Genomic DNA, 23,811 nt, shown 5'->3' on the forward strand with positions numbered 1-23,811 from the left:
AACCGATGTCGCTGCCGGTCACAACGCGGACGGGCGTCTTGAGGCCATCGCTTCCAACGGAGGCGGTGTCTACCACCGGTACAACACCAGTGAACAGCCCTACTGGTCCAACTGGGGCTACCTCAACGGCCCCGGCCCCGGCATCGACTACTGAACACCTGCGCCAGTGATGTCGAAGTGCCGCAACTGAGTCACCGAGCCGGGCACTCGCCGAACGCCGGGACGGCTTCGGGGAGTGCCCGGGAGCGACGGTTGACCCGCCTCGCAAGTGGCGTACCGGTGCGGTCGGCCCACACCGACCTGGCTGTTCTCCATCTGCCGCGTGGCGCCGGTGTACTGCCGCTGCACGCCCGCCGAGGCGGTGCCGTTTTTCAGGAAGCCTGTCTCGTCGACGATCAGCACACCGTTGTCGGCACCGAGGTGCTCGTGGACGTAGGCGCGCACGTCGTCACGGAGGGCGTCGGCGTCCCAGCGGGCGGTTCGCAGCAGCCGCTGCATCGGCCCGGGGCGGGCATGGCCGGCCTGCTCGGCCAGCCGTCAGCAGTTCTTCCGCTCGACGCCGGAGAGCAACCCGAGCACGAACGCGCGGGCAGTGGCACGCGGCTCAACCCGCCTGAACCGGCCCGCGATTCGGGCCATGGCCTGGTCGCACATCCTGTGTGAGGGGGCGCGGGCGCGGACATGAGCCTCCCTCGGGGATGCGCGGGAGGGGCACAGGCCTCCCCCGCGGCGCGACTGGCGCCGCGGGGGAGCCGGACCGAGTGCCGGAGAGTGCGTCAGAGGGTGCCGGCGAGGGAGACCGCGCCGAGCGTTCCGGTGATGCCTCCGGCGGCGACCGGCGCGGTCGGACCCCAGGTGCGATCGACGTGGCGGATCGTGTGCACGATCCGGTCGTCCACGGTCGTCACCGCCACCTGGAGTTCGCCGTCGACGGTGCCGGCGGCCACGGACCTGGCCGTCACGGTGCCGAGGTAGTCCTTCAGGTCGGCGAAGGGCGCCCAGGTGGCGTTCCCGTAACGGATGGAGTGGTACTGGCGGGTGCCGTTGTCGGTCGCGATGACGATGTGGGCGTCGCTGCCCGCACCGGCCATGGCCACAGAAGTGATCGGGCCTGTGGCGCCGGCCGCCCGGGCCACGTCGCCCCAGACGGCCCACTGTCCGTTGGTGTGGCGGACGGAGTGGTACGCCTTGCCGCCGGACACGGCAATGATCTGGAGTTCGCCGCCGACGCTGGCGGTGGCGACGGAGGTGACGGCGCCGATCGGGCCGACCGCGTCAGCGACGTCGTGGAACGGGGTCCAGGTTCCGTTCGCCCCGCTGCGGACCGTGTGGAACACCTTGCCGCCCGCGACGACCACGACGTGCAGGTCGGCGCCGATCGACACGGTGGACACCTGTGTGATGTCGCTCAGCGCGCCGGCCGCGGTGTTCACGTCGCCGAACTTGCTCCATGTACCGTCCGCCTTGCGGATGGTGTGCCAAAGACGGCCGCTGCCGCCGAGCGCCACCACGTGGGTGTCGCCGTTGATCCCGGCCACGGCTGCCGTGCGCACCCCGCCGATGCTCCCGGCCTTGGACTGGACGTCTGTGAATCCCGTCCACGAGCCGTCGGCCAGCCGGATGCCCTGGTACAGCGTGGAGCCGGCCTGGACCAGCATCTCGCCCTTCCAGCCGGGGGTCAGGGCCCGTACCGACTGGATCCAGTCGGTCAGGTCGTCGGTGCGTACGCTGATGGCACCCGTACGGGTCTCCGTGTCCGGGCTGCCGAGGCAACCGCCCTGCCAGGAGCGTGAGTTGATACCGACCAGTTCGCCGGCGGAGTTGAGGAGCGGGCCGCCGGTGTCGCCCTTGCAGATCGCGTCGGTCCCCTTGCCGGTGATGGCGTACGTCGTCGCGTCGGCGGTGTCGAGGACGAAGGAGCCGGTGTGGAGTCTGTCCGTGACCCATGCGGTCTTGGTGCGGCCGAACCCGGCCGCCGTCAGCTCGGAACCCGCGGCCGGGGCGGCGGTGGCTCGCTTGACGCCCGAGATCCCGGCAGCAGGCGTGGCGAGGCGGGCGAGGACCAGGTCCCGGTCGGTGCGCGACTCCAGGTCGACCACCTCGATGGCCTTGCCGTCGCTGAGGGTGGCGGTGCTCTTCAGCGCGGGCTTGCCGGACGGGACCGGGGTGCCGGGGGTGGCGGCGAAGCAGCTGGACGCCGTCGCGATCCAGTTCTGGTCGACGAGGACGCCGGTGCAGGCACGGGAGTTCGCCTCATCTCCGATGTTCAACTTGACGACGGAGGAGAGCTGTCCGGCAGCGGCTTCGGGGCCTGTGAGCGCATGGGCCGGGACCGCGGAGATCAGGCCCGCGGAGACCGCCGTGGCCGACACGAGGAGACCGGTGATCCGCGGGGGGTGCGGACGGGAGACAGACATGGAATTTCCTTCGAATGAGCGATTGCGTGGGAAATCGGCTGAGGGCGCCACCGTGAATTCCGCCCGGGCGCGCGCGAAGACGCTGTGGCCGGGTTGCGCGGGACCACGGGCGTGACGGGCTCGGCGTGCGAGGCCGCAGCGTGGTCGGGAGACGGCCGGAATCGGCGCACGGCGAACCGGAAGCGGCACACCGGCGAAGAACACAGGGCTGCCCGATGTGTTATTTGGTGGTGCGGATTTCCATGAGCATGAATTCGCGACCCTTCTCGTCGGCGCTTTCACCCACCGGTGTCCACGCGTTCTTGTTCACGTCGAACGACTTTTCCTCGGTACCCGTGGTCATGTCGACCTGGGCCGAGTAGCTGTTGCCCTTGACGGCATACACAGAGGGGATCTCAAGGGTCAGGTAACCGGCCTTTCCGGTGACGCGGAAGCAGATCTTGTCGTTCGCTCGGGCCCACACCTCCATCAGGTCGGTGGCGCTCGTGCAATCCGCGAGAAGAATGTGCCCGTCGCCGCGCTTCAGGGTGATGCCCCGCTCGGCGAGGATCTTGTCGGCGTTCGGGTAGCCGAAGTCCTCGATGGCGTAACCAGGGCCTTCCTCGGCGACCGACTTCATCGCGGGAGTGTCCGCCATGGATCCACCGGTCCCGCCGACGGTGATCGCGCACCATGCCAGAACGCCCGCGCCAAGCGCCGCGCCCACCGTGCGGAGCATCGTCCTGCGTGCCTTCATCACTGTCCTGTCGTCGGTTCGGGGGAAACCCGAAGCATGTGTCAACGCGGAGGTGAAGGCTGCTGTCCAGCCGAAGGAAAATGAACCCGAACCCGGGTTCACCGCCCCGTGGAAGCCCCCCCACTCCCCGAAAGAGCGTAACTGTCGGCCCGATATGTCATCTCCCTGGAAAAGACAGGAAAGCGGAAGACGGTGGTGAGACCGGTCCCCGCCGGGCCTTCCGTATGGAAACACCAGAGCATGAATCCAGTCAACGGGCGACACGTGATATATGTCACGCCGGGCTGAGGTTTCCCGTATTGCCCGGACTTTCGCATTTCCTTTCCGTTTTCCGGAATGCTGGATTCCATACGGCCGGCCGTGGACGATCACCTCGCGCGCTGTGCCTTGCCGGGCCGGTTCCTCGGCTGCTGCCCCCGTGCCGCCTTCGCGGAAGGGGGGCGGGAAGCAGGCCACGAAGAAGGCGGCGGAGAAGAAGGCAGTGCCGCTGCCGCGCGAGCGCCCCGGCCCGCTCGTAGCGCTTGGCTGCTCACGGCGGCTTGAAGCTGCGAACAAAGTGGGCCCCGGCGGGCGGCGCCCGGCACGCGCCCTCGCCGCGTTGCCGGAAGGCCCTGGCAACTCCGCTGCAAGGACCTTCCGGCGCCTTGCGGCCGCACGCACCGGACACCGCCCGCTGACCGGAACCCACTTTTGTTCGCAGCTCCTACCGCCGGTGCCGACGAGCCACCAGTGGCCGGGCCGGGCGAAGTTCGGCGGTGTGGGTGAGCCGGTCGACGGCCGGGGTCCGGCGTCCGGGCTGGGAACGATGAGCTGACGGGAGTGGCCGGACAGGGCGCGGTCGGCGATGCCGTCGTCCGGACCGCGTGAACTCCTGGCCGCGCAGGGCCTCCAGCAGGCGTCGACGGGCTCCGGCCAGGGCGTGGCGGCGCGCGAAGCTGCCGCGCACCGTGGAGGGGCCCGCGACGACGCCGACGGCGGCGAGCGCCGCAACCACCACGGGGCCCACCGGGCCCGGATCGCCGCACCCGCTGCCCGGCAGCGCTGAAGAAGCCCGCCGATCGTCTGCATGCCGGACTTCAGGAGCGCGGACGCCCGCCACCACGCGAGCAGCCGCTTCGAAAGGGCGTGGGTCTTCTTCTCGGGGCGGGTGTCCTGCGCCGCCCGCCGGGCAACGCCCTGGCGGGCACCCTCGCCAGGCAGCCGCCCGTGCCTTTCCGCGCACTTGCAGGTGAGGCCCTCAAGGACGTCCTCGATCCGCTTGCGGCGGGTCGGGGACTCCTGCCTGAGGGAGCCGCAGACCCGCATGTCCTACTACATTGATGCCCCGCCCGATATGGAGGATCAGATGATCGATTTCGCGTTCGAACCGCGCCAAGACGACGACTCCTGGTCCCCGGACTGGCATCCTGATCATCCGACCCTGAACGGTTCGGACTTCTGTCTCCAATACTTCAAGGCGGACCGACGGCTCATCATCCACGGTGCAGACCTCAGCGTGCGCCTACTGGGTGAGCCCGTGGTCGACTTCGCACTGATGCTGGACTACGCCACCCGGGAACTCATGGACCAGAACAGCGTCTCGGCCGAAGCCAGCTTGACCCAGCACCTGTACTCGTTCCTTCGAGAAGAACAGGTTGTCACCCTGACGACAACGTGGCCGCCGGGGACAGTGGCACGGCTGTCCTGGTCGGAGTTGCAGGAGCTGACCGAAAGAGCAAAGGACGAAGCGGTGCGATTGATCACCACCGCACACCCGGAACTCCGCCACAACACCTGGCTGAGGCAGACAGTGGGGCAACCGCCCGCTGCCTGAAGGGCTTTCCCGCAAAGGGGCTTTGAGGCGCTGGGTGACCTGCTGGTTTCTGTGTCACCCGGCAAGGACGAGATGGTGAAGGCGGGCGATGCCGAGCACGGCGTGATGGACGCCGTCGCCTTTCAGGCGGCAGTCGCGGGGGATCTTCCATCCCTTCATACGGGCGAAGGCGTGCTCGGCGCGGGCCCGGACCTTGCGGTGGGAGGCACAGTGTTCCTCCTTCCGGGCAGTGGGTTCGGTTCGGCCGCGTTCACGGCGGTGCGGGATGACCGGACCGGTACGTCGGCAGCCGCCATCTGCAATGACCGCCGTGCTGCGGGGCTGCCTTCGCGCCGGACAGCTCCCGCGCCTTGCAGTCGTTGCGGTTGCCGGGCAGCGGCCGGCTGACGGCGACGACGAGCCGGGTGCCGGCGTCGATGACGACCTGGTGCACATCTCCCCAGCCCGCAGGTGACAGCGGGGGCGCGGCGGGTCACGCGGACGGCGGGACGCCGTCGGTCACCACCCCGCCGATGAGGTCGCGGACGAGGGCTGCCGCCTGGGTGCGGGCCTGCTCCGGCTCATCGGTCTCCGTGATCGTGATGGACAGCTCGGTGAGCGCGCCGTAGAAGGCGCGGGCGACCAGGGTGGCCGGGTGGGGCCGCAGCCGGCCGGCCTCCAGAGCGGCGTTGACGATGTCGAGGACCAGGCCGCCGAGGTGCAGATGATCCAGCTCACGCCACCGCGGCCAGCCCAGGGCGACCGGGCCCTGCTGGAGCACGACGTGCCGATAGGTGTCGTCGGCACAGACCTCAAGAAACGCGTCGACACCCCGGTAGGCGCGCTCACGCGGATCGGACACGGGCGCGATCGCCGTGCGGATGCGTTCCGTGGCCTGTCGTTCCAGCTCCTCGAAGACGGCTTCGAAGAGTCCGGGCTTGCCGTTGAAGTGGTGGTACAGCGCCCCCCGTGTCAGCCCGGCGGTACGCACCAGCTCCTCCGCGGAGACGCTCGCGTAGTCCCGCTCACTGAACAGTCGCAGCCCTGTGTCGAGCAGGGTGCGGCGCGTGTTCTCGGCGTATCTCTCGCGCAGTGTTTCCATACAGTATGGATACCACATACATTGCGTATGTCAGATTCACTCTGTATGAATGGCGGGCGTGATGGAGAAGTCGGTGGACGTCGTGATCGTCGGAGCCGGGGTGGCGGGGCTGGTTGCCGCCCGCGACCTGCTACGGAACGGGGCGGACGTCCTGGTCCTGGAAGCCCGCGACCGCGTCGGCGGCCGGCTCCTGAACGGCGAACTGCCCGGCGGCTCACCCATCGAAGTGGGCGGACAGTGGGTGGGCCCCACCCAGCACCACGCCATGAAGCTGATCGGGGAACTGGGCCTGAGCACCTACCCGACCTACGCCGCTGGCGAGCACATCGGAGAGTTCGGCACCGCCCGCTCCCGGTACACGGGCCGGATTCCCAAGCTGAACCCCCTGGTCCTCGCCGACATCGGGCAGGCTCAGTACCGCCTGGACCGGATCGCCCGTCAGGTCGCGGCGACCGACCCGTGGCGGGCACCCCGGGCCGGGCAACTGGACCGCCAGACCTTCGACACCTGGCTGCGCAGGACCGCCCGTACCACCGGTGGCCGGGACTTCTTCCGGCTGGTCACCGAGGCGGTCTTCTCCATCGAGCCCGAGGACATGTCCGCGCTCTGGGCCGCCTTCTACGTCGGCGCGGCCGGCGGCCTCGACCCGCTGATCAATGTCGTCGGCGGGGCCCAGCAGGACCGCGTCGTGGGCGGGACGCAGCGCATCGCGCTCGAACTGGCCAAGGAACTCGGTGACCGGATCGTCCTCGAAGCCCCCGTCACCGACGTGGACCGGCAGCCCGCGGCGGCCTCGGGCGTCCGCGTCACCACGCGCGGGGGCCTGACCTTCCGCGCTCAGCGGGCCGTGGTCGCCGTGCCGCCGCCGCTCGCCGCCCGCATCCGCTACACCCCGGGCCTGCCCGGCGACCGGGACCAGCTCGTCCAGCGGATGCCGATGGGCCGGGTCATCAAAGTCAACGTCGCCTACGAGGAGCCCTTCTGGCGCCACGCCGGCCTCAGCGGGCAGGCCAACAGCACCCACCGCCCGTTCGGTACCGTCCTCGACAACACCCCCCACGACGGCTCGTGCGGTGTGCTCGTCGGCTTCCTCGAAGGCCGCCACGCCGACACCGGCTCACGCATGGCCCCCGACGAGCGCCGCGCTCAGGTGATCCACGACCTCGTCGGCTACTTCGGCCCCCAGGCTCGCACGCCCCTCGCCTACATCGAACGCGACTGGGCGCAGGAGGAGTACAGCCGAGGCTGTTACGGAGCATTCACCGTGCCGGGCACCCTCACCCGCTTCGGCCCTGCGCTGCGCCGCCCGGTCGGCCCCCTGCACTGGGCGGGCACCGAAACCGCCACGCGCTGGGCCGGCTACATCGACGGAGCCGCCGAATCCGGCCACCGCGTCGCCGCCGAGATCCTCCCCGAGCTGTCCTGACCCCGACCCGTGAGCGAGGCCCGCGCCATGACCGCCACACCCGCCACCACCCACGATCTCGACGCCCTCGTCGCGCGACTCGCCGCCGGCGAACGAACCTGGGCCCGCACCTCCCTCGCCGAACGGCGCGAGCTGCTCCTCGGCATGGCAGCGGCCACCGCGGCCGTCGCCGAGCAGTGGGTCCGCACCGCGGCCGGGATCAAGCAGCTGAACCCCGCCTCCCCGCTCCTCGGAGAGGAATGGATGAGCGGCCCGTATGCGGTGCTCAGCTACCTCCAGGCACTCCAGAAGACGCTGCGCCGCCTGGACGAGGGAGCCGACGTCCTCGGCGGCACCCGGATCACCCCGGCGCCGGGCGGTCGGCTCGCCGTCCAGGTCCTGCCCTACGACACCTACGACAAGCTGCTCATGAGCGGCTTCCACGCCGAGGTCTGGACGTCCCCCGGCATCACCGCGGAGCAGCTACGCGCCACGGCCGGCCTCACCCAGCGGACACCGCGGCAGACCAAGGGAGTGGCCCTCGTCCTGGGCGCCGGCAACATCTTCTCCATCCCGCCCCTTGACGTGCTCTACCAGCTGTACGCCGAGAACCGCACCGCCGTCCTCAAGCTGAACCCCATCACCGACCCGCTCGCCGACGTCTACCGGGCGATCTTCGAACCGCTCACCGACCGGGGCCTGGTCGAGACCGTCACCGGCGGACCCGAGATGGGCGCCGCACTCACCGAGCACCCCGGTATCACCGCCGTCCACATGACCGGCAGCGAAGCCACGCACGACGCCGTGGTCTGGGGCACCGGCGAGACGGCGACGGCCGCAAGGGCCTCCGGCACACCCAAGTCGGCCAAGCCCATGACCAGTGAACTCGGCGGCGTGGCCCCGGTCATCGTCCTGCCCGGCTCATGGTCCGAGGCGGACCTGCGCTACCAGGCCGAACACGTCGCCACCATGCGCCTGCACAACAGCGGCTGCAACTGCATCGCCGGCCAGATCCTCATCCTCAGCTCCGACTGGCCGCAGAAGAACGCCTTCCTCACCGCCCTGCGCAGGGCACTGGCGACCGCACCGGCCCGACCGGCCTGGTACCCCGGCTGCGAGGCCCGCGTGCACTCCGCCCGCGAGCTGCACCCCGGTCACGCGGAAAAGCCCGGTGGCACTTCAGGACCTACCCTCCTCACCGGCCTGGACATCACCGACGCCGACGAGTCCGCCTTCACGACCGAGTACTTCGGACCGGTCCTGGGCGTCGCCGAACTGCCCGGCACCGGAGACCGGTTCCTGAGCGCCGCCGTCACCGCCGCCAACGACCGCCTCCGTGGCACTCTCGGCGCCAACCTCATCGCCCACCCCCACACCGTCAAAGCCCTCGGCCACCGCCTCCGCGCCGCGATCGCCGACCTGCGCTACGGCACCGTCGCCGTCAACGCCTGGACCGGCGTCGGCTATGCCACACCTCGCGCCACATGGGGGGCCTTCCCCGGGCACACCCTCGACAACGTCCAGAGCGGCATCGGCGTCGTCCACAATGCCCTCCTCCTGGATCACACCGAACGCACCGTCGTCACAGGCCCGTTCAGGCCCGCACCACGATCCGTGCTCCACGGCGAGCCGTCCCTCTCCCCGAAGCCTCCGTGGTTCGTCACCAACACCACCGCCGCCCGCACCGGCCGACTCCTCACCGAATTCGCCGCAAACCCTCGATGGCGGGACCTCCCGGCCCTCTTCGCCTCCGCGATGAGCGGCTGATCTCGGCGATGAGGCGGGGCCGCGTGTTACTGGCGTGAACTCGTTGTCGTCGGTGTGCACACCGTTGAATCCTCCACACGACCGTGACTACCGTGACATCTCGGCTTGATCACAAGTTCGCCGACCGGGCAGGAGATCGGGAGTGGGTACCAGCGGGGCGAGCGGCAGCGACAGCCGGTTACGGGACGAGGATCGGCACGAGGCCACGCCGGACGCCCATGGCGGGTGGTCCCTCGTGCCGGTCGCGCTGTTACGGCATGCGGGTTTCCCGGTCGCTTTGCTGGACCGGTTCTCCGATGTCCCGGCGGCCCAAGGGGCCGACCTCCTGCTCGCCCGTGCCGACGCGGCTCGTCATCTAGCGCAGGAGGCCAAGGCCGCGTTGCGCGAGGCCCGGGTTGGCAGCCAGGGGGACCTCTCCTCGGGCGTGGGGATGCTCCGGGCCTTCGGGGACCAGGATCTGGCCCGGCTGCGGGCCGCCCTCGCGCCGTCAGTTCTGGAGGTCGTCGAGCGATATCAGGACGCGGCACTCGGTCTGGACCGGATGTGGACGGAGTTCGAACGTGGCATCACCGAAGGGCTTGCGCGGGCCCGCCACGACGTGAAGGAACTCTTCAGGGATCCGGCGCTGAAACAGGTCCTGTTGCTGTCCAACGACGCGCGTTTCCCCGAGTTCGAGGACTGGATCGACGGGGGAAGCAGCGGATCGCCCGGACGGATGCGGCGAATGACCGATCTGCTCGCCATGTACCTCCAGCGGGTCACGACGAAGAACGAGACGCATTCCCATTTCGGTCCCATGGGCGTGGCCCGGGTGTCATCGGACACCTCGGGTGTCTCCTGGGCTGCCGGCCCACTGCGCAGGACCGCTTTTCTCACCCATTGGGCGGGAGAACAGCTGGCCGAGACATTCAGCCGCCGCCCCGGGACGTTCGAGGAAGTGCGGCCCCGGCGCCGGCCGCTCGCGTTCGCGGAGGGTTCGCGGCTCGCGCTGTACGCGTTCGAGTCGGTGACGGGGATGCCCGACGGCTGGCGCTTCGTGGCCGTGGCGACCGCCACCCTCGATGACGACCAACTGTGGCTGTGGCGACGGTGCGATGGTGAGCGCACGGTCGCCCGACTGCGTAGGGCCTGGCACCTGCGGGAAGACGAAGGCGATGCGCCGCTACGGGGCTTCGATGACGTCCTGCACGAATTGATCGAGAAGGACTGGCTGGTCGGTCGCTGGGAGATCCCCATAGGCTGCCCGTATCCACTACGCGTGCTGACCGAGCACCTGCAGTCCCCGGACGTGCTGCGAACAGCCGACGGCGACCGCGATCTGGCGACGGCGGCACGGTTCGAAACGATGTTGCAGGAGTTCGCGGCCGCTCCGGCGGTGAACCGCGCGCCCCTGCTCGCCGGCATGAAGGAACACTTCCAGGAGATCACCGGAGCCGCTGCCAACCGCGCCGGTGGCAGACACTACGCCGATCGGAGCATCCTGTACGAGGAGGCCCTCGGGCCCGTCCGGGACCTGCGCATCGGCCAGGACGTCGCCGACCTGATCGGCCGTGAACTGGCCATCGTCTACGACCTCGCCTTGCTCGCTCCCCGGCTGCGGGTCCGCCGGGAACTGCAGGTCCTCGGCCGCTGGCTCGAACGCCGCTTCGGCGCGGAGGCGGACGTCCCGCTGGAGCACTTCTACAACGGGTTCTACGCCGACAGACCGGAACTCGTCCGCGAGTGCGAGGACATCGACCGGGAGATCACGGCCGTAGACCGCGAGGTCACCGCGCTGCTCCTCGACGGACATCAGGAGGGAGCGGACGAGGCGGTCGTCGACCGGGAGCGCCTGGAGGAGTTCCTCGCCCGCTTCCCGTCCTCACCGCCCGCGCTGTGCAACCCCGACGTCATGATCGCATCGGCGAACGCCGAGGCACTGGCTCGCGGGGACCTGCTGGCCGTCGTGGGCGACTGCCACGGTCTGCGTGAACTGCTGACGCACTCCAGTTTCGCTCCACTGATCCAAGCCGAGGCACCGGAGCTGCTCGATGAGGTGTACTCCCGATACCAGGACCTGCTCGACGGCGACGAACTCCTGCTCGACCTCGCTCGGGCTCACCCGGACAAGACGGGAGCACAACTGGCCTATCCCTGCCCGGACCTCGAGGTCTACGGCCTCTCGGCCAAGAGCCGGGACCAGGTGCTCCAGCCACAGCAGCTGTATGTCACCGTCCGCGGCGGACGGCCCCAGCTGCGCGCCCACGGAACCGAGAAGCGGCTGAAGCTGCTGGCGCCGCTCGCCGGCGGTCCCAGCATCCGTCAGGATCCGCTGTCACCCTTCGCCTTCCCCCGCCACTTCGGCGGCATCGGTCTGGACGCCGCCGGCCATGACCGCCTGCCCCGGATCCGGTGCGGCCGGGTGGTCCTCCAACGGGCCCGCCAGCGGATCCCCGCGCAGGCCTTCCATGGCTGGAGCCCAGGCGTGCACCGGGGGAACGGGGACGCGGCCGAGTTCGCGGCAGGGCGCATGCTCCGGCGTGCTTTCGGCCTGCCCGAACAGGGCTTCGTGAAGATTCCGGGCGAGCCCAAGCCGGTGTATGTCGACTGGCAATCGCCGCTCCTCGTGCGGCAGGTCTTCCGCCTCGTACGAAAGACTGATCTGCCTGTCGATTTCACCGAGATGCTGCCCTCACGGGAGCAGCTGTGGCTTGAGATCGAGGGACAGCGGTTCACGAGCGAGCTGCGTTGCGCTGTCTTCTCCCCGCGCGCCGGTCGACCTTCTGAACGAGCCCGCTGACCCGACGGCGCAGGACCGGCGACTTCACGGCGCGCAGACGGACCACCGTGCGTTTCGATTCCCTCTCCCTTCCCTTCCGGCTCATCGTCACATCAGCCGTCCGAGCGACGTGAGGAACACTCATGCTCAGGAGTTGCATCGTTCAATTGCCCTTCCCCTCCACACACGACCCCGACCCGCTGCTCTCCCAGTACTACGAGGACTACGACCGGACGTTCCGGGACTTCCTCCCCGAGTACTTCATCCCGTCGGACGGATTATGGGAGATTCCCTTATGGGTGGCTCACCTGACCGCTCTGCTCAACACCGCGGGTATCGACTCCGCCTTCAGTGACCTTTCGAAGGTCCCCGCCGAAGCGGAAGCCTGCTGCGAACCGCTGTTGCGCGATACAGCGGCCGGAGACCTCGTTCTCATCTCGCCACTGGCACAGAACTTCCGGCTCGCCCTCGACATCGCGAAGCGGCTGGAAGCCGCCGGGCGGCGCGTCGTTCTCGGCGGCAACATGGCCCCGCTGGCACCGAAGGACGCCGTGCACATCGTGCACCGGGGGCAGCTCGACGCCGACTTCGTGCGCAGACTCGCCCGTCTGGCGGCCGGGACCGGCGGTGCCATGGAGAAGCCTGTGGAGCGTGGCCTGTCCGCATCGCGCATCACCTGGGCCCCGGACTACCGGCATCTGAACGGCTTCGGCGGGAAAGTGCCTCTGCTGAGACTCAACGCCAGTCACGGCTGCCTCTACGACTGCGCGTTCTGCGGTGACGCCTGGAGCAGACAGCTCATTCTCGTGGACAAGAAAGCCCTGGCCGCCGAGGTGGACGAGATCACCGCCCGGTTCCCCGAAACCCGGCTCATCTACATCGGGGACAAGACGTTCGGCCAGTCGAGAGAAGCGGTCGAGAACCTCTTGGAGGTCTTCCGTGACCGTCCCGGGTACAGGTTCATCGCGCAGACGCATGTCATGCAGGTGAAGGACTGGGTCGTCGAAGCCATGACCGAACTGGGCGTCGTCGCGGTGGAACTCGGCTTCGAGTCGGCGGACTCCCAGATGCTGAAGCGTCTGGGAAAGCTGTCACGCGGCCTGAGCGACTACACCAAGAAGATTCACACGCTCAGCGACGCCGGTCTGAAGGTCGTGCTGAACATGATGGGCGGACTCGACGAGGAGGGCGAGCGGTCACACGCCCAGACGATCGAATGGCTCGAGGAGAACAGCGCTTCCCTGTGGCTGTTCAACCTCTACAATTTCGTCCCCTATCCGCTCACTCCTGACTTTCCACAGCTACGTGAGCGCATTTTCGACTGGGACTTCGCGAACTGGCGGGAAGACGCCCCAGTCGTCTACCGGCCCCAGCACCTGACTCCCGAGCGGAGCTGGGAGCTCTTCCAGGAGAAGATCGCCGTCGCCCGCCGTATCGTCCGCACGCCTGTCCCTGACCTGCCCGTTCCAGTTCGTGGGGAGACGAAATGACCCAGCAGCTACCGGACTTCGAGGCATTGCAGCACAGCGTCAAGCCCGAGGACTTCGAGACGGACCCACTGCCGGGATGGGCCGGCGTCGCCACGCTGTTCGGTGCCCCCACCACCTCGATGTCACAGGTGGACGTCGGCCCGGACGGCTGGGTGGTGTCCGGTATTCCCTTCGACGCCACCGCCAGCTCCCGCCCGGGAGCCGCGGAAGGCCCCCGGGCCGTACGGCAGGCAAGTCTCGTGTTCTCCAGTTATCTGACCAGCCTCGGTGAATGGCCGATGCTGGACACACGCAGTGGCCACACCTTCCGCTACCGGGCGCCCAAGGTGGCCGACGCCGGTGACCTGCACGTCTATCCGACCGACACGGTGCGTACCTTCCAGGCGGTCGCGGCCGAGAGCCGACGGCTCAGCCAGGCCGCCCCGCATCTGATCTTCCTCAACGGCGACCACTCGGCCACCTTCCCGACCTTCGCCGGCTTCCGCGCCGGACGGCTCGACCGGGGAGCGGAGCGGGTGGGGTTCATCAACATCGACCACCACTTCGACTTCGGAAACTGGAGCACACTGCACGGACCGCTCTACCACGGATCGAACTCACGCCGGATCAGCGAACTGCCGGGGGTACGGGCCGAGGACATCGCTTTCGTCGGCGTCGGCGATGTGACGAAGTACGACCAGTTCCGCGGCCTGCTGGAACGAGGCTTCCACGTGGTCCCCGGCGCCCAGATCCTCAAGGAAGGCGCCGCCACGGCACTGCGGCCCGTGATCCAGCAACTGAGCGAGCGGTGCGACACCGTCTACGTGTCACTGGACATCGACGTGCTGGACAGCGCCGTGTCCACCGGAACCGGCCATGTGACCCTGGGCGGCATCGACACGGGGGCTCTCCTGGACATCTACGAGGAGCTGAGGGCCCTTCCGGTCGGTGCCGTGGACATCGCAGAGGTCGCTCCCCGCTACGACCCGTCCGGCAGCACGGCACAGATCGCCGCCCACTTGCTGTTCAACTTCCTGTTCCGCACCGAGAGCACGGCGAGCGGACTCGCCCCCTGGTCGGACGGCGGCGCCGGTGACGCCCGGGAGGACAGGTGAGGGGCGGTCCTGCCCGCACCCAGCGGCTCTCTCCCGCCGGGAACCCGTGATGCCCGGCGTACCGGCGACCCTTGCCGGACCGCTCGACCTGCATCTGCACACCCGACGGTCGGACGGCGACGAGAGCCCCGCCGAAGTGGCGCGCCGCTGTCTCGCCGCCGGACTGCGCGTCGCGTCGGTCACGGACCACAACACCATGGCGGGGGTCGCCGAGTTCACCGGGACGGTCGGCGACTCGATGACGGTGGTGCCCGGCTGCGAGGTCACCGCCCGATGGCGGGGCGAGGAAGTGCACTGCCTCGCCTACTTCATCGACCCCACCGACCGGCGCCTCCAGCGACGGCTCCGGCGGGTGCACGACGCCGACCTGGAATGGTGGCGGGCCTGGGCGGAGCGAGTACGGCACATCGGAGTGCCGCTCACCTGGGAGGACATCACGGAGCGGATAGGCGGTGACCGGATCGCCTATCCGGGCGACTACCTGGCGCTGCTGGCCGAGGCCGCCCGTGAGGACCCCCGGTTCGCCGGGTACGGCCCCACGGACCACGAGCGGCTCGCAACGGACTGGTGCCGCCCCGGTCGGCCCCTCCATGTGCCCGAGCCCTGGATGCCCGGCATCACGGACGTTCTGTCCTGGATCGCCGACGCGGGTGGCGTCGCGGTGCTCGCCCATCCCGCTCGTGTCCTGGACGTCTCGGACGGCGCGCAATGCCGGACACTGCTGAAACCGCTGGTCGCCGCCGGGCTGGCCGGCCTCGAAGCGTGGACCAGCTGGCACACCCCGGCGGAGAGCGCCGGGCTGGCCCGGATCTGTGCCGCCCTCGGCTTGGCGGCGACAGCCGGCTCGGACTATCACGGAGTCCGGGTCAAGTCGTGGGTGACCGCTCCCGGGCGGCTGCCCGCGCTCCCACCGGAACCCATGGCCGTCCTCGACGCTCTGTGCGACCGGCGGCCCACCCCACCGAAGTCCGAGGCGGAGCTATGACCGCGGTGATGACCCCACCAGACCCAGATCCCCAGTCCGCCGCCCGGCACCAGCCGCAACACACGCGCCGGGCCTGGACCCTCGTGCCGGTCGTCGTGCTCCGCCAGGCCGGATATCCGATGGAGTTGCTGGACCCGCTCCTCGCCCCGGACGCGACCGAAGAGGCCACGTCGCTCCTCGACTCCAGAGACCGGCTCGCCGGGCTGGCGGACGAGGTGAAGAAGCTTCTGCGCAAGCACCGGATCACGGGCGGCCAGCAGCTGTCCTCGCGGGCGGGCCAGCTGCGGCCGGTCCCCGAGGCCGAACTCGACGGGGCGCTCGCCGACCTGCCCGACGACGCGAGCGCCACGCTGCGTGACTACCAGGAGGCCGCGACCGGACTCGGGGACCGGTGGGCGGCGTTCGCCGTCCGCCACCGCGAGCGACTGGCCGAGGCACGGCTCGCGGTGGCCGAGACCTTCACCGAACCCTCGATGCGGCAGGTACTCCTGCTGTCGAACGACGCCGCCTACCCCGAACTCAGCTCCTGGCTGGACTCCTTCCACGGCGAAGCCGGACCGCGCACGCGCAAGATGACCGACCTGCTGGCGATGTACCTGCAGCGCGTCACGACGAAGAACGAGACACACTCGCACTTCGGACCGATCGCTGTGGGCCGCGTCGTCAGTGACACCCCGGGCATCGCCTGGGTGCGGCGGCAACCGCTGGAGCGCCGGTCCTACTTCGCCCACTGGGCCGCCGAACGGCTCGCCGCGGCAGCGGGACGGACCGTGGGTCTCGGCGGCCATGTGCGACCGCGTCGACGTCCGCTGGCGTTCCTGCGCGACGGACGGATCGACCTGTACGCGTTCACCACCCGGGACGGGCTCGACATCGACTGGCACTTCCAGCACCTGGGAGGGGCCGACGTATCGCCGTCGGAGGAGTGGCTGTGGCAGTGCTGCAACGGCGACCGGACGGTTCTGGAACTGCGCGCGGAATGGTCCGACCGACACGGGCCGCACCATCAGCCGTCGTTCGACGAGGCACTTCGACGGCTGACCGAGCGGGAATGGGTGATCGCCGAGTTCGAGGTTCCGGTCGGCGGCTCCCAGCCGCTGGCCGCACTGCGCGACATGCTGCCGGCCACCGGGGAGCCCGCGCGCCAGATCCTGGACGCGATCACACGATTCGAACAGGATCTGGTCCGGTTCTCCGCACTGCCCCTGGCAGAGCGACCGGCACTGCTCTCCGAAGCCAAGCACCGCTTCGAAAGGGTGACCGGGAGCCCGGCCAACCGGCACAGCGGCCTGCACTACGCGGACCGCAGCATCCTCTTCGAAGAGGCCCACGGCGAACTCCGCGATCTCACCATCGGGCCGGACATCGCCCGCTTCATCACGGACGAGCTGTCGATCGTGTACGACACCGTACTCGCCGGTCCCCGACTCCGTATGCGACGGGAGACGGCGATCCTCACCGGCTGGGTGACGGACCGATTCGGTCCCGGTACCGAGGTGGACCTGGACCGTCTGTACGCGGGCTTCTTCGACGACCGGGACCGCCTGGCGGCGCAGTGCGCCGCCGTGGACGGCGAACTGGCGGACCTGGACGAGGCGATGACGGCCGCGCTGCTCGGTGCCGAAACCGAGCGGCGGGAGGTCGTCGTACCACGCGAACGGGTGGAGGAGGTCCTCACCGCCTACCCGGGCTCTCCCGCCGCGGTCTGCAATCCCGACATCCTCTTCGCCGCGACCAGCCAGGAAGCGCTGCGGCGGGGCGACTTCACGGCCGTGATCGGTGACTGCCATGCCGTGCGCGAGGTGATCACCCACACCAGCTTCGGCCCGCTGGTCCAGGAAACGGCCCCGCGCCTCCTTCCCGAGGTGTACCGCGGTTACCTCTCGCTCCTCGACGACGACGAAGTCCTCGTCAACCTGTCGCGAGGACATCCCGACAAGACGTCGACCCAACTGTGCTACCCGTGCTACGACCTGGAGGTCTACGGCCGGTCCGCGCAGACCCGTGACAAGGTGCTGCAGCCGTCGCAGCTGTACGTGGTGGTCCGGGACGGCCGGCTCGAACTGCGTGCGCGGGGCGTCGAGGGCAGACTGCGTCTCATGGCGCCTCCGGCCGGAGGGCCGAGCATCGTCCAGGACCCGCTCTCCCCGTTCTCCTTTCCCCGGCATTTCGGCGGAGTCGGACTGCGGGCCTCGGCTCTGGAGCACGTTCCCCGCATCCGCTGCGGACGTGTGGTGCTCCACAGGGAGACCTGGCGGATCCCCACGGCCCGCCTGCGTGGTCTGGCCCTGTCGGGCGACCGGGTGACGGCCGACGACGCCGCGCAATTCCTCACCATCTGCCGGCTGCGCGCTGAACTCGGTCTGCCGCAGCAGGTCTTCGTGAAGGTTCCCGGCGAACCGAAGCCGCTCTACGTGGACTGGGACGCGCCGCTGCTGGTCCGCCAACTGTGCAGGCTGGCCAGGAAGACGGACGGCACGATGGAGATCTCCGAGATGCTGCCCGGCCGCGACCAGCGCTGGCTTGAGGCAGGCGCCCGGCGCTACACCGCCGAACTCCGGTGCGCGGTGTTCTCCTCCGGGCGGCGGCGTTGACCAAGAGCCCGGCCCTTTCTTCCGTCTCCGGATACCACCGTGTCATCGCCGCGGCGGGCGTTTCAGCGGTCGGCGACGGCATCCGCTTCGCCGCTCTGCCCCTGCTGTCGGCGGCGCTGCTGGACGACGCCTTCGAGGTGTCCGTGATCACCGCCGCCACGACCGTGCCGTGGCTGCTGCTCGGTCTCCCGGCGGGGGCGTACGCGGACCGGTTCGAGCGTAGCCGCCTGATGGTGCTCGCCGATCTGCTGCGCGCCGGTGCGCTGATCGCCGCGGCCGCTCTGCTCGCCTGCGGCCGGCTGTCGTTCTGGCCGCTGCTGGTGATCGCGTTGCTGCTGGGAGTGGGGGAGGTGCTGTTCGACTGCGCATCCTTCGCCCTGCTGCCCAGCGTGGTACCCGAGGACCGCCTCGAAGCCGCGAACGGCCGGCTGTTCGCCGTCCAGAACCTGGGGCGTGACTTGCTGGGCCACCTCCTGGGCGGCGTGCTCTTCGCGGTGGGCCGGGCCGTCCCGCTGCTCCTGGACGCGTGCTCCTTCGTCGTCTCCGCCGCACTGCTGCGGGGCGTACGCGGGCCGCTGCCCGACCGTTCCGGGGCCGAGCCGAGGCTGCTGGCCGAGATCCGGGAGGGGGTCAGCCATGTGGCGCGCGACCCGCTGCTCCGGGCCCTGACCGTCGCAGCCGGGCTCATCAATGCCGTCTTCCTCGGCCAGGTGGCCGTCTTCGTCATCCTGGTCCGTGACGTACTGGGGCTGCCCTCCGCCGCGTACGGGGTGCTCGTCGCGGGCGGGGCCGCGGGAGGGCTGGCCGGCAGCGCGGTCGCGGGCCGGGTGAGCCGCATGGCGGGCCGGGTCCCCTCTCTGCTCGGCGCTCTGGCCCTGATCGGTGCGGCCGGGCTGGGCGTGGCCGCCACCGACAGTCCCTATGTGGTCGCTGTCGCCTACTCCGCGTCCGGGGCAGGCCTGATGGTGTGGAACGTCGTGGCGGTCTCCATGCGGCAGCGGCTCATTCCCGACCGGCTGCTGGGCCGTGCCACGGGCGTGTACCGCCTCTTCGCGTGGGGCACGATGCCCATCGGCGCACTGCTCTTCGGCGCGCTGACCGACGCGGCAGGTCCCAGGACGGCCTTCGCGGCGGGCGGTGCGGTGCTCCTCGTGCTGTCCGTCCTCGTCGCTCCCACCCTGCTCAGGAGCGACCGGACAGGTGGCGACCGGCAGGCGATCGGGAATACGGACGAAGCCACCGGCGGGAATAGAGACGAAGCCACCGGCAAGAAAACAGAAGACAAGGCGGACGAGAAGACACACGATGAGTGAGCGACTGGACACACTGAATGAGCTCGCCGAGCGCTGGGGAATCGACGCCCCCACGCTTGCCGGCAGCGGGCTGGAATTCTCCGTCTACCGGGCGCGGAGCCGGGACGGGGACCTCATGGCTCTCAGGGTGGCCCACAGGCGTTTCGATTCCAACGCCAATGACCCCGCCGTGGACACACGTGCGCTGCTGGTGCAGGAATACCGGCTCACCCGGCATCTGGCCGCTCAGGGATTTCCGGTGGCGGAGCCTGTGGAACTCTTCCTCTCGGAGGATTCGTCGTCCCCGGACGTGCTGCTGTCCAGGTACGTCTCCGATGACGGGGCGCCCCTCGACTGCTTCGCCCTGGGCAGGCTCCTCGCCCGCCTTCATCTTCTGCCGCCACCGCACCTGAACCTCGTCGCATCCGAGGGGATGTCCACCCCCGAGGTCATCGCCACCCGCATCCGGCGGCGATGGGCCGAAGTGGGCTGTCACGTCGTGGACTGGCCGAAGCCGCCGAGCCACCCCCACCTCGCCCGGTTGCTCGCCGGTGTCTCCGGGAACAGCCTCGTGCATCTCGACGTCCGCAGCGACAACATCCGCCGCGAGGGCGGCGAGATCACCGCACTGCTGGATTGGTCGAACACGTTGCCCGGTGACAGCGCGGTGGAATTCGGACGATTGGCGGAGTACGCGCTGTATGCGGAGAACGAACTCGACATGGCGGCTCTGCGAGCGGGTTACGGCACCGTTCGCCAGGCCCCGCCGGAAGACGGGAAGGAACTGCTCGTCTGCCGACTGGACGCCGCCGTGATGCTGGCGCTCGTCTTCCTCTCGGAGGCCCCTGACCCACAGCGCGGCGCGCCGGCCGCGGACCACGCGCGCGAGCTGGGCGCCATGGTCGCGGCCCTCGAAGCCTGACCTGTGTTCGGGAGAGATGAAAAGGGTGGACCAGAGCGCATCCGCGCTGGCTGCTCACACCGCGGTGAACCGTTCGACGGCATCCCAGAGTTCGCCTTCACGCCGCTCGTCGTAGGACTCCTCCGACGAGCGGTCCGCACGGCTGCGGTCGACGTAGGAGCCGGTCGGCGCCTGGGTCGTGCCGAGGACGACGTCGGCGAGGCAGCGGCCCGCCGTGGTGCGGCTGGTGGCGAACGGCGTGACGGTCATCACCGGCAGGATGTGGCGCATCGCGAAGCGGGAGACGGGGTCCGCGTTGCGGGCGAGGCCGGTGCCGGGCACGAAGCCCGGGTTGTAGGCGACGGCGTCGATCCCGGCCGGCAGGCGGCGCGCGTACTCGTGCACGAGATAGATGGTGGCCAGCTTGCTCGTCGAGTACGCGGTGCGCCCGGCGGCCACGGTGTCCGGATCGGGGAAGGCGCCGGTGCGGGCGAGGACGTCCGGGGACCTCCAGGCCGGGCCGGGCACCATGCCCATGTTGTGCCTGAAGTCGCCGAAGTGGGTGTCACTGGTGGTGATCACGATCCGGGCGGGAGCGGCGAAGCGGTCCTGGAGCAGGCGGACGAACAGGTGGTTGGCGAGCACGTTGACCGTGAAGGTGGACTCGAACCCCTCGGGTCCCTCGGTGAGCGCGTTCGTGTACTGAATGCCCGCGTTGCCCACGAAGCCGCGCAGCGGCGGCAGGTCACCGCCATCGAGCCGGTCGCGGATCCCGGTGGCGGCCGAGCGGACGCTGTCCAACGAGCCGAGGTCCGCCGAGACGTGCGAGACCGTGTTCCCGCCCTCGGCGAGTTCCGCAGCGAGCGGTGCGCCGGAGGATCCGCGGGCGACGACGAGGAGATGCACGTCCGGCGACCGGCGCAGGATGCGCTCCGCTGCGACGCGTCCGATCCCCTGGCTCGCGCCCGTCATCACGACGGTGTGCCTCATGGAAGGCTCCTTCACTGGTCAGCCGATGTCGCCCGGTTCGGGCGCAGCCCCACGTTCGCCGCTCGCGCCACCGGCGACCAGCGCCGTCCCCATCCCCAGGACCGGCAGTACCCAGGCTGATGCGGCGCCGTGCGGCGAGAATGAACCCATGGCTGCCTCCCGCTCCGCATTCGCCGCACTCCTGCGCGCCTGGCGTGACCGCCTCTCCCCGGCCGACGCCGGCTTCACCGTGACCGGTGGCCGTCGTGCCCCGGGACTGCGCCGCGAGGAGCTGGCGCAGCTGGCCGGGCTCTCCGTCGACTACGTCCTGCGCCTGGAACAGGGACGCGCGACCAGCCCCTCGGCCCAGGTCGTCGGTGCCCTCGCCCGGGCCCTTCAGCTCTCCCGCGCCGAACGCGACCAGCTGTACCGAAGCGCCAGGCTCCTGCCGCCCCAGGACGGGACGGTCAGCACCCACGTCCCCGCGGGGATCCAACGGCTCGCAGCGCGCCTGAACGACGTCCCGGTCGGAGTGTTCACCGCCGACTGGACCCTGGTGTGGTGGAACACCACGTGGAGCGCCCTGCACGGCGACCCCGCCGTCATGCCGGCCGCCGAACGCAACCTTGCCCGCGCCCTGTTCGGCAACGGCGCCGCACACGCCTCGATGCTTCCCGTCCGGTCCGAGCGCGGACCGGACGCCTTCGAGGCGTCGATCGTCGCCGACCTCAAGGACGCCGTGTCCCGTTATCCTGCGGACCCTGGACTCGATCGACTCGTGAAGGAACTGCGCGAGACATCCGACGTCTTCGCTCGTCACTGGACCACGCAGTCGGTCTCCGCCCCGCACACGACTGACCGCAAGACGATCCGCCATCCGGAGATCGGCGACATCCTGCTCGACTGCGACGTCCTCGTCGTCCCCGGCGCCGACCTGCGCATGGTCACGTACACGGCCGCTACCGGAAGCGACGACGCGGGGAAACTCGGCCTTCTTCGCGTCACAGGTGGCCGCCGTACCGCCAGCGCGCTCCACTGACCGACGGCTGCTGGACGGTTTCGCCGAACCGACTGGGCGAACCTCACCATTGTCGTCGGCCACTGTCGATGTCGTCCTGCTCGACCTGCATCCCCGCCGAGTGGACCGGTTCTGCGACGGCCGGGCCGACTGTTCCCACCGACCCCGGCGCCACGGTGAGACCGCGCAGGTTGCCACCGGCCTCGGCGGCCGGCCGGCTGATCATCCCGTGGGGCCTGGCGCGGACCGCCCCGACGCTCGTCTGACGTCTCCACGGGAAAACCCGCAGCCGTGGAGACGGACGAACGCGGAATAGGACGGGGGCGTCATACGAAGAGGACGTTCGACGCCGCCGGTACGGTGAGTGACCCGGCTCGGCGCGGCACTCCCGTCGTGTCGAGGTCGAACCAGGTGACGTCGCCCGAGTACTCGTTGGCGGCGTACAGACGCCGCCCGGACGGGTGCAGCGTGAGGTCGCGCGGCCAACGGCCGCCGCACGACACCGACGTGGCCAGACGCACCGCCTCCCCGGTCTCGTCCAGGGAAAGGACGGCGATGCTGTCCGTGCCGCGGACGGCCGCCCACAGATGCCGGCCGTCTGGTGAGACCACGGGAGCGGAGGGCTGCACGGGTACGCCGGCGCCGTCCGGGAAGAGGTGGCACTCTCCGGCGGGCCTCAGAACTCCGGCCGCGGAGTCCCAGCGGCAGACGGTCACGGTGGGTCGGAGCTCGCCGAGCACGTAGGCGTGGTCACTTCGTGGGTGGAAGACCAGGTGGCGCGGGCCCGTTCCCGGCGGGAGGTCCATGACGTCGTGCAGGCGGAGCTGCCCGGTGCCCGGATCCAGGGAGCAGACGCGCACCGAGTCGGTGCCGAGGTCGACACTCAGCACCCAGGTTCCCGAAGGATCCCGCACCACCTGATGGGCGTGCGGGGCCGACTGGCGTTCGAGGTTCGGTCCGGAACCCTCGTGGAGGAGCACACTGCTCGGAGCGAGCGGGGTGCCGTCGGAGGCCAGCGGCAGCACGGTGACGCTTCCGGACCCGTAGTCCGCCGTGACCAGGTGGTCGTGGCACACGGTGAGATGCGTCGGATCGGCCGACCCGGTGGGAACGGGGGCGCCGAGCGGCCGGGGGAGAGGCCCGGAGACGTCGAATCCGGCAACCGCGCCGCGAGAGGTTTCGGAGACGCAGTAGAGGACCGGTCCTCTTTCCGAGCGTCCGGACGCCAGGTAGGAGGGATCGGGAACGGTTGTGACGGTGCCGGTCACGCTCAGTGCCCCGGTTCGCGGATGCACCGAGGCCTGGACTATTCCGGGCCCTCCTCGGGTCGTGAAACAGCCGATGAACGCTCTCAGGCCATCAGTACCGTCCATCGATGACAGTTTAGTCCCGGACCGGAAAACGGCCCAGCGGGTCGGGCCGGCGTCGCGTCCCACCGGCGGGCCACGAACCCGGGCCGCGATTTGCGGGTGCGGCCGACCTCGGTGAATC

17 protein-coding genes and 2 pseudogenes are annotated in these 23,811 nt (G+C 69.8%); 12 read left to right on the plus strand and 7 right to left on the minus strand.

The features are described from left to right. Positions 1-291: 291 nt before the first annotated feature. The 3 genes and pseudogenes from IG64_RS39635 to IG64_RS32605 form a co-directional block, all read right to left on the minus strand. Positions 292-639 (minus strand): annotated as a pseudogene (locus IG64_RS39635) (transposase); the annotation flags it as partial. 137 nt (positions 640-776) lie between these two features. After that, positions 777-2,417 carry a trypsin-like serine protease gene (locus tag IG64_RS37755; RefSeq protein WP_051813579.1) on the minus strand — a complete coding sequence of 547 codons (1,641 nt, stop codon included), beginning with the start codon at positions 2,415-2,417 and terminating at the stop codon, positions 777-779. A gap of 220 nt (positions 2,418-2,637) precedes the next feature. Further along, complete coding sequence (locus IG64_RS32605) at positions 2,638-3,153, minus strand: hypothetical protein (RefSeq protein ID WP_199811697.1); 516 nt, start codon at positions 3,151-3,153, stop codon at positions 2,638-2,640. An 844-nt stretch (positions 3,154-3,997) separates the two neighbouring features. On the opposite strand from IG64_RS32605, the gene IG64_RS32610 reads away from it, so the two are divergent. Together IG64_RS32610 and IG64_RS32615 are read left to right on the plus strand one after the other, a co-directional pair. Continuing rightward, a complete protein-coding gene (locus tag IG64_RS32610) occupies positions 3,998-4,198 on the plus strand; it encodes a hypothetical protein (RefSeq protein WP_037862899.1) in 201 nt (66 codons plus the stop codon). Between the two features lie 258 nt (positions 4,199-4,456). Next, positions 4,457-4,966: a hypothetical protein gene (locus tag IG64_RS32615; protein ID WP_158771700.1), complete on the plus strand. Its 510-nt coding sequence runs from the start codon at positions 4,457-4,459 to the stop codon at positions 4,964-4,966. Between the two features lie 54 nt (positions 4,967-5,020). Here the strand turns inward: IG64_RS32615 and IG64_RS32620 are convergent. Then, positions 5,021-5,396: pseudogene (locus IG64_RS32620) on the minus strand (transposase); the annotation flags it as partial. A gap of 42 nt (positions 5,397-5,438) precedes the next feature. Beyond that, a complete protein-coding gene (locus tag IG64_RS43125; RefSeq protein ID WP_037862908.1) occupies positions 5,439-6,047 on the minus strand; it encodes a TetR/AcrR family transcriptional regulator in 609 nt (202 codons plus the stop codon). A 49-nt stretch (positions 6,048-6,096) separates the two neighbouring features. Between IG64_RS43125 and IG64_RS32630 the strand changes: the two genes are divergently transcribed. From IG64_RS32630 to IG64_RS32670, 9 genes are all read left to right on the plus strand, one after another. Beyond that, positions 6,097-7,473, plus strand: a complete 1,377-nt coding sequence (locus IG64_RS32630; RefSeq protein ID WP_199811698.1) for a flavin monoamine oxidase family protein — start codon at positions 6,097-6,099, stop codon at positions 7,471-7,473. 27 nt (positions 7,474-7,500) lie between these two features. Then, complete coding sequence (locus tag IG64_RS32635; RefSeq protein WP_037863006.1) at positions 7,501-9,219, plus strand: aldehyde dehydrogenase family protein; 1,719 nt, start codon at positions 7,501-7,503, stop codon at positions 9,217-9,219. Positions 9,220-9,361: 142 nt separating this feature from the next. Further along, the gene (locus IG64_RS32640; protein ID WP_037862912.1) at positions 9,362-11,998 is read left to right on the plus strand and encodes a lantibiotic dehydratase; all 2,637 of its coding nucleotides are present in this window, start codon (positions 9,362-9,364) and stop codon (positions 11,996-11,998) included. A gap of 122 nt (positions 11,999-12,120) precedes the next feature. After that, the gene (locus tag IG64_RS32645) at positions 12,121-13,467 is read left to right on the plus strand and encodes a B12-binding domain-containing radical SAM protein (RefSeq protein WP_037862919.1); all 1,347 of its coding nucleotides are present in this window, start codon (positions 12,121-12,123) and stop codon (positions 13,465-13,467) included. After that, the gene (locus tag IG64_RS32650) at positions 13,464-14,561 is read left to right on the plus strand and encodes an arginase family protein (protein ID WP_037862922.1); all 1,098 of its coding nucleotides are present in this window, start codon (positions 13,464-13,466) and stop codon (positions 14,559-14,561) included. The genes IG64_RS32645 and IG64_RS32650 overlap by 4 nt, the downstream gene beginning before the upstream one ends. Before the next feature lie 49 nt (positions 14,562-14,610). Continuing rightward, positions 14,611-15,546, plus strand: a complete 936-nt coding sequence (locus tag IG64_RS41330) for a PHP domain-containing protein (protein ID WP_037862929.1) — start codon at positions 14,611-14,613, stop codon at positions 15,544-15,546. 8 nt (positions 15,547-15,554) lie between these two features. Further along, on the plus strand, positions 15,555-18,140 hold the full coding sequence (locus IG64_RS32660; RefSeq protein ID WP_158771702.1) for a lantibiotic dehydratase: 2,586 nt from the start codon (positions 15,555-15,557) through the stop codon (positions 18,138-18,140). After that, a complete protein-coding gene (locus IG64_RS32665; RefSeq protein WP_158771704.1) occupies positions 18,137-19,453 on the plus strand; it encodes an MFS transporter in 1,317 nt (438 codons plus the stop codon). The genes IG64_RS32660 and IG64_RS32665 overlap by 4 nt, the downstream gene beginning before the upstream one ends. Continuing rightward, complete coding sequence (locus IG64_RS32670) at positions 19,446-20,354, plus strand: aminoglycoside phosphotransferase family protein (RefSeq protein ID WP_037862941.1); 909 nt, start codon at positions 19,446-19,448, stop codon at positions 20,352-20,354. Before IG64_RS32665 ends, IG64_RS32670 begins: the two co-directional genes overlap by 8 nt. Positions 20,355-20,408: 54 nt before the next feature. Here the strand turns inward: IG64_RS32670 and IG64_RS32675 are convergent, their stop codons facing one another. Next, positions 20,409-21,323, minus strand: a complete 915-nt coding sequence (locus tag IG64_RS32675) for an SDR family NAD(P)-dependent oxidoreductase (protein ID WP_037862945.1) — start codon at positions 21,321-21,323, stop codon at positions 20,409-20,411. A 148-nt stretch (positions 21,324-21,471) separates the two neighbouring features. Between IG64_RS32675 and IG64_RS32680 the strand changes: the two genes are divergently transcribed. Next, positions 21,472-22,341 carry a helix-turn-helix transcriptional regulator gene (locus tag IG64_RS32680; RefSeq protein ID WP_037862947.1) on the plus strand — a complete coding sequence of 290 codons (870 nt, stop codon included), beginning with the start codon at positions 21,472-21,474 and terminating at the stop codon, positions 22,339-22,341. 305 nt (positions 22,342-22,646) lie between these two features. Here the strand turns inward: IG64_RS32680 and IG64_RS32685 are convergent, their stop codons facing one another. Beyond that, positions 22,647-23,693: a lactonase family protein gene (locus tag IG64_RS32685; RefSeq protein ID WP_037862951.1), complete on the minus strand. Its 1,047-nt coding sequence runs from the start codon at positions 23,691-23,693 to the stop codon at positions 22,647-22,649. Positions 23,694-23,811 lie beyond the last annotated feature (118 nt).

Origin of the sequence: Streptomyces sp. NRRL S-340 (assembly GCF_000720185.1) — a bacterium.
Classification (GTDB): Bacteria; Actinomycetota; Actinomycetes; order Streptomycetales; family Streptomycetaceae; genus Streptomyces.